Here is a 13,839-nt window from a genome sequence, read left to right on the forward strand (position 1 = left end):
CGATTGGGCCTGAGGTATCGCGCCTGACCAGCCGGCGATATCCGTACCAGGGCAACGGACTGCGTTAACGGGTTCGGAGCCTTCGCGGCGCGCTGTTGAGGATCATTGAACGGAAAAACCCGCCTGTGCGGCGGGTCCCTGGCGCAACTCAGCACCATATCCAAATATCTATCATAGTTGCCTTCACCTCGTCAAGGAAAAAATTCCTATCACGAAAAGCTGCCCGGCCGGGACTGGCCGTCGTCAGGCCTTTGCAAACCCGAGTCGGATGCCTGACACGGGTACGAGTCCGGTTTCCTTTTTCGGGAGATCGACTATCGTGCCGGGATCCGCGAGGCATCGCGATCGGCGAGCGGCCTGCGGCTGAGGGAACCCATGAGCAGGAACGCGACATCGTCCGTCTCGCCGCCATCGGTCAAACCTTCCAATTTTTCGACTTTTTCCATCGGCGTAGCGCTTTTCACTTGCACGGCCGTCCTGCTTTTGGCCGGCTGCCAGAAACAGGAAGCGGCGGAAAAAAAGCTGCCGATCATGGTGCGCACCGAGACCGTGGCGATGGCCGACTATGCGCCGAGAACCGCGCTGACCGGGGTGATCGCGGCGCGCACGCTGAACAATCTGTCGTTCCGGGTCGGCGGCCGCGTCGCCGAACGGCTTGCCGATGTCGGCCAGCATGTCGACAAGGGCGCGGTGCTTGCCCGCATCGACCCGCAGGAGCAGGAATCCGATTTGCGCTCGGCGCAGGCCGATCTCGACGCGGCGCAAGCGCAGTTGACCCAGTCCGCCGCCGCCTTCGAGCGGCAAAAGACGCTGCTTGCCCAGGGTTACACCACCAGGCGCGACTATGACGCCGCCGATCAGGCATTGAAGGTGGCGCAAGGCAGCCTCGACGCGGCGCAGAGCGCGCTCGCCAATGCCAAGCAGAACCTGTCCTTCACCGAACTCAAGGCTGGCGCCGCGGGCGTCATCACCGCCCGCCAGGTCGAAACCGGCCAGGTGGTGCAGGCTGCGCAGACCGTCTTCACCGTCGCCGAGGACGGCGACCGCGACGCGGTGTTCAACGTCCAGGAGACGTTGATCGCCAGGACGCCGACCTCGCCGGCGGTGACGATCACGCTCCTGTCCGACCCGCAGATCAGGGCAACGGGCAAGGTGCGCGAAATCTCCCCGGCGGTCGATCCGGCGTCGGGCTCGATCCGGGTCAAGGTCGGCATTGCCGATACGCCCGCCGGCATGCCGCTGGGCGCGGCCGTCATCGGCTCGGTCGGCGCCAAACCGGCCAAGGCGATCCTGCTGCCCTGGCAGGCATTGACGTCCAGCGCCGGCAAGCCGGCGGTCTGGATCGTCGATCCCTCGACCGGTACGGTGACGATGGCACCGGTCGAGGTGCTGGCTTTCAATTCCGGCACCGTCGTCATCGCCAGGGGATTGGAGGAGGGCCAAAGCGTCGTCACCGCGGGCGGACAGCTGCTCAGTGCGGGTCAGAAAATCGAGATATCGGGAGCGGGCCAATGAGCCGGCTGCCGCGCCTCCTGCTTGGCGTGATCGCGCTTGGCGCGCTCGCCGCCTGCTCGAAATCGGAGGAGAAGCCGCCGGAGATCATCCGGCCGGTGCTGTCGGTGGTGGTCGAGCCGCGCACCACGCAGGTCTTCGGCTTCGCCGGATCGGTCGAGCCGCAGGTCAGCGCCGATCTCGCCTTTCGCCTGCTCGGCCGGGTCGTGTCCCGCGACGTCAATGTCGGCGACATCGTCAGCAAGGGCACGACGATCGCGGCACTGGACCCGACCGCCTTGGAGCTGTCCGTCCAGGCGGCCAAGGCCGAGCTCTCCAATGCCGAGGCACAGTTTGCCAACGCCGCCGCCAGCGAGGAGCGCCAGCGCCAATTGCTTGCCACCGCCAACACCACGCAAGCCGTGTTCGATGCCGCGCAGCAGGCGAGGAAGGCGGCCGAGGCCAGTGTCGAGCGGGCCAAGGCCTCGCTGGCCAAATCGCAGGAGCAGCTCGGCTATGCCAGGCTGTTCTCGGATTTCGACGGCGTCGTCACCGCTGTCGGCGCCGAGGTCGGCCAGACGGTCTCCCCCGGCCAGACGGTCGTCACCGTGGCGCGCTCGGACCCGCGCGAAGCGGTGGTCGATATTCCCGACCAGTTGACCGGCGATCTCACGGCCGGCACGCCGTTCCAGGTCATCCTGCAATCGCTGCCGACGATCCGGACCGAGGCCAAGCTGCGCGAGATCGCGCCGCAGGCCGAGGGCTCGACGCGCACGCGGCGCGTGCGGCTGACGCTTACCGATCCGCCGCAGGCCTTCCGGCTCGGCTCGACCGTGACCGCAACGCGCATGACCACGGTGGAGCCGACGATCGAACTGCCGCTGTCGGCGCTCTTCCAAAGGAACGGCTCCGACAGGGTGTGGGTCGTCGATGCGCAGACATCGAGCGTGAGCACGCGCGAGATCAAGGTTGCCTCCAGGAACGGCGGAACCTTCACGGTGGCTCAGGGGCTGGAAGCGGGAATGCGCGTCGTCACCGCCGGCGTCCACAGCCTGACCGAAGGCCAGAAGGTCAAACTGCCCGCGGGAGGGGCCTCATGAAGGGCTTCAACCTTTCCGACTGGGCGCTCAACCACCGCTCGATGGTCTGGTATTTCATGCTGGTCTTCGTTGCGGCCGGCATCTTCTCCTACCTCAACCTCGGCCGCGAGGAAGACCCCGCCTTCACCATCAAGACCATGATCATCCAGGCCAATTGGCCCGGCGCTTCGGTCAAGGAGACGGTGCAGCAGGTGACCGACCGCATCGAGAAGAAGCTCGAGGAACTCGACAGCCTCGACTACACCAAATCCGTCACCACAGCCGGCCAGACCGTCATCTTCGTCAACCTGAAGGACACCACCAAGGCGCGCGACGTCGTGCCGAACTGGATTCAGGTGCGCAACATGGTCAACGATATCAAGGCGCAGTTCCCGCAAGGCGTCCAGGGACCGTTCTTCAACGACCGTTTCGGCGACGTCTACGGCAACATCTACGCCTTTACGTCGGACGGGCTGACGCCGCGCCAGCTGCGCGACTATGTCGAGGATGTCAGGACAAAAATCCTGACCGTGCCGAATGCCGGCAAGGTGGACCTGGTCGGTGCCCAGGACGAGGCGATCTATCTCGAATTCTCGACCCGCCAGATCGCGGCCCTCGGCCTCAACCAACAGGCGATCGTGGCAAGCCTGCAGGCGCAGAACGCGATCACCCCGTCCGGCGTCATCCAATCCGGCCCGGAACGCATCAGCGTGCGGGTCGGCGGCCAGTTCACCTCCGAAGAGAGCCTTCGCGCAATCAATCTTCGCGTCAACGACCGCTTCTTCCGGCTGAGCGACGTGGCGACGATCACGCGCGGCTATGCCGATCCGCCAACGGCACTGTTCCGCTTCAACGGCCAGGACGCGATCGGGCTTGCCATCGGCATGAAGCCCAACGCCAATCTGCTCAAATTCGGCGAGGCGCTGCATGAGGCGATGAACAAGGTGCTGGCAGACCTGCCGGTCGGCGTCGGCGTGCATCTGGTCGCCGACCAGCCGGTCATCGTCGAGGAAGCGGTCTCGGGCTTCACGCGCGCCTTGTTCGAGGCGGTGGCCATCGTGCTGGCCGTGTCCTTCATCAGTCTCGGCATGCGCGCCGGCTTCGTCGTGGCGCTGTCGATCCCGCTGGTGCTGGCCATCACCTTCACGGTCATGTCCTATCTCGGCATCTCGCTGCAGCGCATCTCGCTCGGTGCGCTGATCATCGCGCTCGGGCTTCTGGTCGACGACGCGATGATCGCGGTCGAGATGATGGTGGCGCGGCTGGAGGTCGGTGATAGCCTGCGCAAGGCGGCGACCTATGTCTACACATCGACCGCCTTTCCGATGCTGACCGGCACGCTGGTGACCGTCGCGGGCTTCATTCCGATCGGCCTCAACAACAGCGCCGCCGGCGAATACACCTTCACCCTGTTCGTGGTCATCGCCGTGTCGCTGCTGGTGTCGTGGATCGTGGCGGTGCTGTTCGCGCCGCTGCTCGGCGTCACCATCCTGCCGGCGGCGATGAAGACGAAGCATCACGACCAGCCGGGCCGCTTCACCTCGCTGTTCCGGCGTGCCCTTGTCGGCTCGGTGCGCCATCACTGGCTGACCATCATCGCCACGGTGCTGTTGTTTGCCGCCTCGATCGCCGGCTTCGGCCTGGTGCAGCAGCAGTTCTTCCCGCCATCGGACCGGCCGGAGCTGATCGTCGACTGGAACCTGCCGCAGAATTCCTCGATCGCCGACACGCGCGAGCAGATGGAGCGGTTCGAGCAGCGAGCCCTGGTCGGCAATCCCGATATCGATCATTTCTCGTCCTATATCGGCCAGGGCGCGGTGCGTTTCGTGCTCGCCTATGACGTGCAACCGGCCAACCCCTATTTCGGCCAGACGGTCATCGTCACCAAAAGCATCGAGGCTCGCAACCGGGTGAAGCCGGCGCTGGAAAAGCTGCTGCGCGAGGAATTCGTCGGCACCGACGCCTTCGTCAAGCTGCTCGAACTCGGGCCGCCTGTCGGCCGCCCCGTGCAGTACCGCGTCGGCGGGCCCGACATCCAGACGGTGCGCGCGCTGGCGCAGCAATTCGCCGGCGTCATCTCGGCCAATCCCAAGCTCGCCGCGCCGACCTTCGACTGGAACGAGCCGCAGCGCGTGCTCAGGGTCGACGTGCTGCAGGACAAGGCGCGGCAGCTCGGCATCACCTCCTCCGACATCGCCAGCGCGCTCAACAGCACCGTCGGCGGCGCCACCATCACGCAAGTGCGCGATGCCACCTATCTGATCAATGTGGTGGCGCGCTCGCGCGAGGCCGAACGCGGTTCGATCGAGACGTTGCAGAACATGCAACTGCCGACCAGCACCGGCGAGGCCATCCCGCTCGCGGCGGTGGCCAACTTCCGCTACGAGCTCGAACAGCCGACGGTGTGGCGACGCGACCGCATCCCGACCATCACGGTGCGGGCCGGCCTGGTCGGCGACGTTCTACCGGCAACGGTGGTCAACGAATTGAAGCCTTCGGTCGATGCCTTCATCGCCAAGCTGCCGCCGGGCTATTCGATCGAGACCGCCGGCTCCGTTGAGGAAAGCGCCAAGAGCCAGGGGCCGATCGCGGCCGTCGTGCCGCTGATGCTGTTTGTGATGGCAACCATCCTGATGGTCCAGCTGCAGAGCTTCCAGCGCCTGTTTCTGGTCGTTGCGGTGGCGCCGCTCGGGCTGATCGGCGTGGTGGCGGCCCTGGTGCCGAGCGGCGCGCCGCTCGGCTTCGTCGCCATCCTCGGCGTGCTTGCCCTGATCGGCATCCTGATCCGCAACTCGGTCATCCTGATCGTGCAGATCGAGGACCTTGTCGCGGAGGGCAAGGACCGTTGGGCCGCCGTTATCGAGGCGACCGAACACCGGATGCGGCCGATCGCGCTGACGGCCGCCGCCGCCAGCCTGGCGCTGATCCCGATCGCGCGCGAAGTGTTCTGGGGACCGATGGCCTACGCGATGATGGGCGGCATCATCGCGGGTACTGCGATCACGCTGCTGTTCCTGCCGGCGCTTTACGTGACGTGGTTCAGGATCAAGGAGCCGAAGCGTCGGGATGAGCCGCCCGCTCTGGAGACCGGCGAACCGGTGCAAGCTCAGACCTGAGACATTGCCGAGTCATTCGTTGTCGTTGGTGGGTGTGGGACGCGATTTGGCCCGCTGCCAAGGTGACGATTTTGAGCTGCGCCAGGCATGCCAGCCTTCCGGCAAGTCGGCCAAGATCTGGATGCTTTCATCCCGCTGCAAAACGCTTTGCAGGTTCACGATCATTATGTCGCCTTCTTCAACAGGTCCGGTTTCGCTGTTGTGGAATTGCCAACTGCCGTCGTCATCGTCATGCGAGACATATGCGATCCAGTCGCCCCGGGTTACTATGCCCCTGTCCAAAAACACCGCGACGTTAGGAGGATCTGCAAACTGCCATTCCCTCATGAGGTCCCCTAAGACGATCGGTTCGCAAGACAAGCGAATTCAAATAGCTCTCACAAACCCGTCACTGGCCCGCAAGAGATTGCGCGTGTAATCCTTCGTCACGCGCCGCTCGACCAGGTCATGCGCCGTCAAATTCTCCACCGCCTCGCCGCTTTGCATCACCATCAGCCGCTCGCACATATGGGTGATGATGGCGAGGTCGTGGCTGACCATCAGGAAGGTCAGCTTGCGCCGCCGGCGTACCTCCTCGAGCAGGTTGAGCACCTCGGCCTGCACCGAGGCATCAAGCGCCGAGGTCGGCTCGTCGAGCAGCAGGATCGACGGTTCGAGGATCAGCGCGCGGGCAATGGCGACGCGCTGGCGCTGGCCGCCCGACAATTGATGCGAGTAGCGGAAGCGGAAGCCGCTGCCCAGGCCGACCTCGTCGAGCGCCCGCTGGATGCGCTTTTCGCCGTCGCCAAAACCATGGATGGCGAGCGGTTCCTGCAGCAGGCGGTCGATGGTCTGGCGCGGGTGCAGCGAACCGTACGGATCCTGGAACACCATCTGCACTTCGCGGTAAAAGGCCTTGTCGCGGCGCGCGCCGAGCTTCTTGCCGTTGACCGTGATGCTGCCCGAAGCGACCGGCGCGAGGCCGGCGATCGCCCTGAGCAGCGTCGATTTGCCGGAGCCGGATTCACCGACCAGGCCGAAGGATTCGCCCGGCTGCACGTCCAGGCTGACGCCCTTCAGTGCGCGAAAGCGGTCGAAGATGACCTCCAGCCCGTCGACGGCAATTGCTGACGTCATGCCGCCCACTCCGGCTTGCGGTCGAGCACCGGCAGCGGGTGACGATCGGCGCCGATCTTGGGCATGCAGTTGAGCAGGCCGCGCGTGTAGGGATGCTGGGCGCGACCGAGTTCGGAGGCCTTGAGCTGCTCCACCACCTTGCCGGCATACATGACAATGACGCGGTCGCAAAAGGACGAGACCAGGCGCAGATCGTGCGAGATGAAGATCAGCCCCATGCCGCGCTCGCCGACCAGCCGGTCGAGAATGCCGAGCACGTCGAGTTGCACGGTGACATCGAGCGCCGAGGTCGGCTCGTCGGCGATCATCATTTCCGGCCCGGCGATCAGCATCATGGCGATCATGGCGCGCTGGCCCATGCCGCCGGAGACCTCGTGCGGATGCAGGTCGAAGACACGCCGGGGGTCGCGGATCTGCACCGCCTCCAGCATGGCCAGCGCGCGCTCCCGCGCCTCGGCCTTGGAGACCTTCTCATGCGTGCGCAGCGTCTCGACGATCTGGCGGCCGATGCTCATCACCGGATCGAGCGAATATTTCGGATCCTGCAGGATCATGGCGATGCGATTGCCCCGCAGCGCGCGGCGCTCGCGCGCCGAGACGCCGAGCAGGTCGATGCCGTCGAAGGCCAATTTATTGGCTGATATCCGCGCCTGTGGCGGCGTCAGCCCCATGATGGCACGGCCGGTCTGCGACTTGCCCGAGCCGCTCTCGCCGACAATGCCCAGCCTTTCGCGGCCGAGCGAGAAAGAGACGCCGCGCACGGCCTCGATCAGCCCGGTGCGCGTCGGGAAGGTGACGCGCAGATCGTCGACTTCGAGCAATGCGCGTTCCGGCCGTGTCCTCGTTTCGCCGTTCATTGGTCGCCGCTCCGCGGGTCGAGCGCGTCGCGCAGGCCGTCACCAAGCAGGTTGAAGCCGAGGCTGACGATCAGGATGGCGAAGCCCGGCGCGCCGGCCACCCACCATTGGTCGAGCACGAAGCGGCGGCCCGAAGCGATCATCGTGCCCCATTCGGGCAGCGGCGGCTGCGCGCCGAGGCCGAGGAACCCGAGGCCGGCGGCGGTGAGGATGATGCCGGCCATGTCGAGCGTCACGCGGATGATCAGCGAGGAGATGCAGAGCGGCATGATGTGGCGCAGCACGATGCGGAAGGGCGAGGCGCCCATCAGTTCCACCGCCTTGATGTAATCGGAATTGCGCACAGTCAGCGTTTCGGCACGCGCGATGCGGGCATAGGGCGGCCAGGAGGTGATGGCGATGGCGAGCACCGCGTTCTCGATGCCGGGGCCGAGGGCCGCGACAAAGGCCAGCGCCAGGATCAGCTTGGGGAAAGCGAGGAAGATGTCGGTGATGCGCATCAGTATGGCATCGGTCCAGCCGCCGGCATAGCCGGCGACGGTGCCGACCACGAGGCCGATGGGGGCGGCGATGATGGCGACCAGGATGACGACGTACAGCGTCCAGCGCGAGCCGTAGAGAATGCGCGAGAGGATATCGCGGCCGAGATCGTCGGTGCCGAACCAGTGCTCAGCACTTGGCGCCAGCAGGCGCGCATTCTTCAGATCGCCGAAGGTCGGCGAATAAGGCGCCAGTACCCCTGCAAGGGCGGCAATGACCAGCAGCGCGATGATGATGAGCAGGCCGAGAAAGGCCAGCCGATTGGCGGAAAAACGCCGCCACGCGACATAGGCACGGCCGAGCCTCGCCTGCATGCGCGAGGCCGGCCGCTCGCTGAGCAGCCAGTCGCGGCGGGAGAGGGGGGCGGCGTCGGAGGCGGTCATGACGATGCCTCTTGGCGCTGTCGGCCCCCACTCCGGTCTGCTCCGCAGACCAACTCTGCCCCGTTCGACGGGGGAGAGGAAAGGCGCCAGGCGTGCGACCGGCTCTTCCTCTCCCCCGGGCAAGAGGAGATGTGGCCCGAAGGGCCGGAGTGGGGGTGATTGGCGGCAGCCGAGGCCGAAAGCGGGATTCGTCTGCTCATCGAACCTTGGTCCTCGGGTCGAGCACGCGGTAAAGCAGGTCGGACAGAAGATTGATGGCTATGAACACCGAACCGATGACGATGGTGCCGCCGAGCACCGCGTTCATGTCGGCATTCTGCAGCGAATTGGTGATGTAGAGGCCGATGCCGGGCCAGGAGAAGACCGTCTCGGTCAACACCGAACCTTCGAGCAGCCCGGCATAGGAGAGCGCGATCACTGTCACCATCGGCACGGCGGCATTGCGCAATGCATGAGCCCAGATGATGCGGGTTTCCGACAGGCCCTTGGCGCGCGCGGCGACGATGTATTCCTGGGTGAGTTCGTTGAGCATGAAGGAGCGCGTCATGCGGCTGATATAGGCGAGCGAGAAATAGCCGAGCAGCGAGGCCGGCAGGATGATGTGGCGGAACGCGTCCCAGAAGACATCCCACTGCCCCTGCATCGCCGAATCGAGAAGGTAGAAGCCAGTGATCGGCGTGAAGGTATATTCGTAGACGACTTCGAGCCGCGCCGGGAAAGCCACCCATTGCAGCTTGGCGTAGAACAGGACGAGCCCGAGCAGGCCAAGCCAGAAGATCGGCACGGAATAGCCGATCAAGCCGATGACGCGGACGACCTGGTCGATGAGGCTGCCGCGCCTGACGGCAGCCAGCACACCCAGCGGCACGCCGAACAGCGCGCCGATCAGTGTCCCCAACGTCGCCAGTTCCGTCGTTGCCGGAAGGGCGCGGCGGATGTCGGTCATGACCGGATTGGTGGTCAGCACCGAGGTGCCGAAATCACCGTTGAGAGCATTTTTGACGTAAATGTAGAACTGCTCGATCAGCGGCAGGTCGAGACCCATCTCGCGGCGCGTGCGCTCCACGACATTGGCCGGCGCCCGGTCGCCGAGCACGGCCAATACCGGGTCGATGGGGATGACGCGGCCGATGAAAAAGGTCACCGCGAGCAGACCGAGATAGGTCGTGATCGCGATCACCAGGAAGCGGCCGATCGATGAGAAAATGGTGACGGCGCGGGCGCTGCCGCGCCCTGCCGCCGCCTGATTTTCAGCTACGCTCATCCGCCGGCGCTATTCCTTGGAAACCGGCCCAACGAAATTGGTGTCGAAGCTCGGGCCGAGCGCGAAACCCTTGAGGTTCTTGCGCAACCCGGCGACTTCCAGCTGCTGATGGATGATGACGAAGGGACTGGTGTCCAGGATCTTCTGCTGCAGATCCTTGTACATGTCGGCGCGCTTGCCCGAATCCTTCTCCAGCAAAGCGGCTTCGGTTTGCTTGGTCAGGTCCGGAATATCCCAGGCGTTGCGCCAGGCCAGCGTCTTGGACTTGCCCTCATCCGAATTGTCCGGGTTCGAGGCAAAGGTCTGGGCATTGGAGTTCGGATCGAAATAGTCCTGGCCCCACTGACCGATATAGATGTCGTGGTTGCGGGCGCGGTACTTGGTCAACGTCTGCTTGCCGTCGCCGGGAATGATCTCAAGCTTGATGCCGGCCTGGCCGAGCGTCTGCTGGATCGATTCCGCCATGCCGGTTGTCGGCTGGCCGGTGCGCACATCCATGGTCACGCTGAAGCCGTCGGGCAGGCCTGCCTTGGCCAGCAGTTCCTTGGCCTTGGCGACGTCGAGCTTGAACGGGTTCTTGTCCAGTTCTCCGAGCACGCCCTTGGGCAGGAAAGTCTGGTGGATTTCACCGATGCCCTTGAGGATGGTCGAGCTCAGCGCGTCATAGTCGACCAGATATTTGAAGGCCTGGCGGACTTCGGGCTTGGCGAGGTTCTGGTTCTTCTGGTTGAGGCTGATGTAGTAGACAGTTCCCTTCGGCGCACTGGTTGTGGTGAGGTCGGCGTTCTTGGCAATGGCGTCGAGGTCGTTCGGCTCGAGATTGCGGGCGACGTCGATGTCGCCGGCATCAAGCGCCAGGCGCTGTGCTGAGCTTTCCTTCATGTTGCGGTAGATGACGCGGGCAAGCTTTGCCTTTTCGCCGTAGTAATTGTCGTTCCGTTCGAGCACGACGGCCTCGTTGGCGCGCCACTCACGCAGCTTGTAGACGCCCGAGCCGGCATAGCCGGTCTTCAGCCAGGCATTGCCGAAATCATTGTCCCATTTGTAGTCGGCGCTCGGCGTGACCGCCGCGACATGTTCCTTGACCAGCTTGGCGTCGACGACCGAGGCGACGGTGGCCGACAGGCAGTTCAACACGAAGCTCGGCGCATAGGCCTTGTCGACGATGAACTGGAAGGTGGTGTCATCGACCGCCTTGGCCTTTTCGGCGACATTGTCGCCGCTGATCCCGAACTGGTCGATGATGAAGGCCGGGCTCTTGTCCAGCTTGACGGCGCGTTCGAACGAATAGGCGACGTCGGCCGCGGTGATCGGGTTGCCCGAGGCGAATTTCAGGCCGGGCTTGAGCTTGAACGTGTAGGTCAGGCCATCGTCCGAGACGGTCCAGCTTTCGGCGAGGTCGCCCTTGACCTTGGAGGTGTCGCTGAGGTCGAGCCGGACCAGCAGGTCATAGGTGTTGCCGGTGACCTCGGCGGTCGACAGCTCGAACGCCTCGCCCGGATCCATGGAGATGATGTCGTCGATGGCAAAGCCTTCGACCAGCGTGTCGGCTGGCGTGACCGCGCCAGCCGGCGCTCCCGCGAGAAGCAGCGCCGACATTGCGGCACCCGCAAGCAGAATGCGGGATCGTAGAGCAAGCTTTTCCATCATCATGGTGATTGTTCCCTGTTTTGTTGACCTGAGTTCCCGGCTCAGGGTTGCGGTGTTTTTCCAGGCCGACAAGGGCCCCCTTTGACCACTTACCGTCGTGGTTTTTGTCCAGTTGGTCAACAGCATATCCGGCGGCCTCGCGGCGGGCAACGAGCATTTATGCGTCGGCTCACTGGATCATAGTGGCAGGCGGGCGAGCGGGAGCATGCGAAGGCCAACAGAGGCCGGCAGTCGAGAAAAAACCCTGACTTGAGAGTTACTTCAGAGCAGCGACCAGGCCGGCATCGGGAAAGCAGGTGGCGGGCTTGCCGTTCTTTTCCTGCCAGGCGCCGATCGAGCGGCGGGTCTTGAAGCCGGGCAGCCCGTCGGCGCTGCCGACATCATAGCCCTTGGCCTCCAGCGCCCGCTGCAGGGCGGCGATATCGGAGCGGTGGAGGTCACCGACCGCGCCCCAGTTGCCGGAAAAATTCGCATCGCCATGGGCGATGCGATCGGCGCCATGGCCTATGAACAGGGCATAGAGGTCGCTGGTGTTGTATTGCTTCAGCACGTAGAAATTGGGCGTGGCGATGAAGCCCGGGCCGCTGCGGCCGGCCGGCATCAGCAGGAAGCCCTCGGCCTTCAGCTCGCTCGCCGGGAATGCCTTGCCGCCGACACGCTTGATGCCCATTGCGGCCCATTGCGAGATTGTCTTGCCCTGGTCGGGGCCTTCGAGCGAACAGGAGACGCTCTCGGGAACGGTCACTTCGAATCCCCAGCCACGTCCCCTCACCCAGCCATAATGGACGAGATAGTTGGCGATGGAGGCGAGCACGTCAGGCGTCGAGCTCCAGATGTCGACGCGCCCGTCGCCATCGAAATCGACGGCATGCTTGAGGAACGACGTCGGCATGAATTGCGGCTGGCCGAGCGCGCCGGCCCAGGACGATTTCATCGCATCCACCGGGGCCAGCCCACGCTCGACGATCTCGAGCGCCGCCAGCAGCTCGGTGCGGAAGAAGTCCTTCCTCGTCGACATGAACGCCTTGGTGCCCAGCACCTCGAAGGCGTCGTAAGGCATCTTCGCCGCGCCGAATCCTGTTTCGCGACCCCAGATCGCCAAAAGGACCTCGCCCGGCACGCCATAGCGCTTTTCGATCGCGGCGAGCGTCCTGGCGTTGGCCGCCGCGCGCGTCCGCCCGCCCGATGTGACGGCGCGGATGGTCTTCTCGGCGAAATAGGCGCCGGGCGAGCCGAACTCGGCCTGATGCTGCTTCTGCGGCGTCTTCGGCTTCTCGCCGGGCATGACAAGATCGGGCAGCTTGAGATTGGGTTTGACACCGTCGAAAGCGGCATCGAAGGTCTGCTTGGAAATGCGCTTGGCCTTGGCGTCAGGCCACAGATCGCTCCGGAGCCAGGCGCGGAACTGGTCGTCGATCTTGGCGGCCGAGGCGGAGGTGGAGAGGAACAGTGCAGCCAGTATCGCCAGGAAAAACGCAAAGCAGAACTTGCGGAGGCCGCGTTCCTTGGCGCCCCCCTCTGGCCTGCCGGCCATCTCCCCCACAAGGGGGGAGATCGACCGTTGTCTCTGCCTTCGCCAAACACCGCCGTTGAAAAGGAGATGCCGGCTGCGAAATTGCCAATCTCCCCCCTTGAGGGGGAGATGTCCGGCAGGACAGAGGGGGGCGCCACGGAACGCCAACTTTTGAGGATGCGGGATCACCGTGACAAGCATCCTTCCCCGCAATCGCGTCAAAACGCCGTCCTGGAGCGCAGCGCTGCCGCCAGCGTGCCTTCGTCGAGATAGTCGAGTTCGCCCCCGACCGGCACGCCATGCGCCAGCCGCGTTATCTTCACCTCGAAACCGGACAATTGATCGGTCAGGTAGTGGGCCGTGGTCTGGCCCTCCACCGTGGCATTGACGGCCAGGATGATCTCCTTGACCTCGCCGCCGGCGACGCGGTCGACCAATGAGCGGATGTTGAGCTGATCGGGGCCGATGCCGTCGAGCGGCGACAGCGTGCCGCCCAGCACGTGGTAGCGCACGTTCATCGCCGCCGCCCGCTCCAGCGCCCACAGATCAGAGACGTCCTCGACGACGATCAGCGTGCCGGCGTCACGGCGCGGATCGGTGCAGATCATGCAGGGGTCGGACGTGTCGACATTGCCGCAGGTGGAGCAAATGCGCACCTTGTCGGCCGCCTCGCCCATGGCGGCGGCGAGCGGCGACAGCAGCTGTTCCTTCTTCTTGATCAAATGCAGCGCGGCGCGCCTGGCCGAACGAGGACCAAGCCCCGGCACTTTGGCCAGGAGTTGGATCAGGCGTTCGATCTCGGGACCCGCGATTCGCTTGGACATTGCCCT

Annotated in this window: 11 protein-coding genes; 3 read left to right on the forward strand and 8 right to left on the reverse strand. The window is 64.7% G+C overall.

Annotation, left to right across the window (positions count from 1 at the left end; translation table 11 throughout):
* The first annotated feature begins 375 nt into the window (after positions 1-375).
* Genes FJ986_RS09320 through FJ986_RS09330 form a run of 3 tightly spaced genes read left to right on the forward strand, consistent with a single transcriptional unit; the run spans position 376 to position 5,686 of the window.
* Entirely contained in the window at positions 376-1,515 is a 1,140-nt protein-coding gene (locus FJ986_RS09320) for an efflux RND transporter periplasmic adaptor subunit (RefSeq protein ID WP_140674063.1), read from the forward strand.
* Positions 1,512-2,591 (forward strand): efflux RND transporter periplasmic adaptor subunit, encoded by a 1,080-nt coding sequence (locus tag FJ986_RS09325; protein ID WP_140674065.1) that lies wholly within the window; start codon positions 1,512-1,514, stop codon positions 2,589-2,591. The genes FJ986_RS09320 and FJ986_RS09325 overlap by 4 nt, the downstream gene beginning before the upstream one ends.
* Positions 2,588-5,686 carry an efflux RND transporter permease subunit gene (locus tag FJ986_RS09330; protein WP_140674067.1) on the forward strand — a complete coding sequence of 1,033 codons (3,099 nt, stop codon included), beginning with the start codon at positions 2,588-2,590 and terminating at the stop codon, positions 5,684-5,686. Before FJ986_RS09325 ends, FJ986_RS09330 begins: the two co-directional genes overlap by 4 nt.
* A 12-nt stretch (positions 5,687-5,698) precedes the next feature.
* Here the strand turns inward: FJ986_RS09330 and FJ986_RS09335 are convergent, their stop codons facing one another.
* From FJ986_RS09335 to recR, 8 genes are all read right to left on the reverse strand, one after another.
* Positions 5,699-6,013, reverse strand: a complete 315-nt coding sequence (locus tag FJ986_RS09335) for a hypothetical protein (protein WP_140674069.1) — start codon at positions 6,011-6,013, stop codon at positions 5,699-5,701.
* 39 nt (positions 6,014-6,052) lie between these two features.
* Positions 6,053-6,802, reverse strand: coding sequence for an ABC transporter ATP-binding protein (locus tag FJ986_RS09340; protein WP_140674071.1), 750 nt, complete (start codon positions 6,800-6,802; stop codon positions 6,053-6,055).
* Complete coding sequence (locus FJ986_RS09345; protein ID WP_140674072.1) at positions 6,799-7,659, reverse strand: ABC transporter ATP-binding protein; 861 nt, start codon at positions 7,657-7,659, stop codon at positions 6,799-6,801. Before FJ986_RS09345 ends, FJ986_RS09340 begins: the two co-directional genes overlap by 4 nt.
* Positions 7,656-8,582 (reverse strand): nickel transporter permease, encoded by a 927-nt coding sequence (nikC, locus tag FJ986_RS09350; RefSeq protein WP_140496850.1) that lies wholly within the window; start codon positions 8,580-8,582, stop codon positions 7,656-7,658. The genes FJ986_RS09345 and nikC overlap by 4 nt, the downstream gene beginning before the upstream one ends.
* A 196-nt stretch (positions 8,583-8,778) precedes the next feature.
* Positions 8,779-9,846 (reverse strand): ABC transporter permease, encoded by a 1,068-nt coding sequence (locus tag FJ986_RS09355; protein WP_140674074.1) that lies wholly within the window; start codon positions 9,844-9,846, stop codon positions 8,779-8,781.
* A 9-nt stretch (positions 9,847-9,855) separates the two neighbouring features.
* A complete protein-coding gene (locus tag FJ986_RS09360; protein WP_140674076.1) occupies positions 9,856-11,499 on the reverse strand; it encodes an ABC transporter substrate-binding protein in 1,644 nt (547 codons plus the stop codon).
* 253 nt (positions 11,500-11,752) lie between these two features.
* Positions 11,753-13,030: a lytic murein transglycosylase gene (locus FJ986_RS09365; RefSeq protein ID WP_140674078.1), complete on the reverse strand. Its 1,278-nt coding sequence runs from the start codon at positions 13,028-13,030 to the stop codon at positions 11,753-11,755.
* A gap of 197 nt (positions 13,031-13,227) precedes the next feature.
* Positions 13,228-13,833 carry a recombination mediator RecR gene (recR, locus tag FJ986_RS09375; protein ID WP_140513120.1) on the reverse strand — a complete coding sequence of 202 codons (606 nt, stop codon included), beginning with the start codon at positions 13,831-13,833 and terminating at the stop codon, positions 13,228-13,230.
* Between the last annotated feature and the right edge of the window lie 6 nt (positions 13,834-13,839).

Source organism: Mesorhizobium sp. B1-1-1 (genome assembly GCF_006442955.1).
Lineage (GTDB): Bacteria > Pseudomonadota > Alphaproteobacteria > Rhizobiales > Rhizobiaceae > Mesorhizobium.

What these genes read in the sequence shown, in the direction of transcription:
- FJ986_RS09320 (WP_140674063.1), top strand. Translation starts at nt 376, where the DNA reads ATGAGCAGGAACGCGACATCGTCCGTCTCGCCGCCATCGGTCAAACCT.
- FJ986_RS09325 (WP_140674065.1), top strand. Translation starts at nt 1,512, where the DNA reads ATGAGCCGGCTGCCGCGCCTCCTGCTTGGCGTGATCGCGCTTGGCGCG.
- FJ986_RS09330 (WP_140674067.1), top strand. Translation starts at nt 2,588, where the DNA reads ATGAAGGGCTTCAACCTTTCCGACTGGGCGCTCAACCACCGCTCGATG.
- FJ986_RS09335 (WP_140674069.1), bottom strand. Translation starts at nt 6,013, where the DNA reads ATGAGGGAATGGCAGTTTGCAGATCCTCCTAACGTCGCGGTGTTTTTG.
- FJ986_RS09340 (WP_140674071.1), bottom strand. Translation starts at nt 6,802, where the DNA reads ATGACGTCAGCAATTGCCGTCGACGGGCTGGAGGTCATCTTCGACCGC.
- FJ986_RS09345 (WP_140674072.1), bottom strand. Translation starts at nt 7,659, where the DNA reads ATGAACGGCGAAACGAGGACACGGCCGGAACGCGCATTGCTCGAAGTC.
- nikC (WP_140496850.1), bottom strand. Translation starts at nt 8,582, where the DNA reads ATGACCGCCTCCGACGCCGCCCCCCTCTCCCGCCGCGACTGGCTGCTC.
- FJ986_RS09355 (WP_140674074.1), bottom strand. Translation starts at nt 9,846, where the DNA reads ATGAGCGTAGCTGAAAATCAGGCGGCGGCAGGGCGCGGCAGCGCCCGC.
- FJ986_RS09360 (WP_140674076.1), bottom strand. Translation starts at nt 11,499, where the DNA reads ATGATGATGGAAAAGCTTGCTCTACGATCCCGCATTCTGCTTGCGGGT.
- FJ986_RS09365 (WP_140674078.1), bottom strand. Translation starts at nt 13,030, where the DNA reads ATGGCCGGCAGGCCAGAGGGGGGCGCCAAGGAACGCGGCCTCCGCAAG.
- recR (WP_140513120.1), bottom strand. Translation starts at nt 13,833, where the DNA reads ATGTCCAAGCGAATCGCGGGTCCCGAGATCGAACGCCTGATCCAACTC.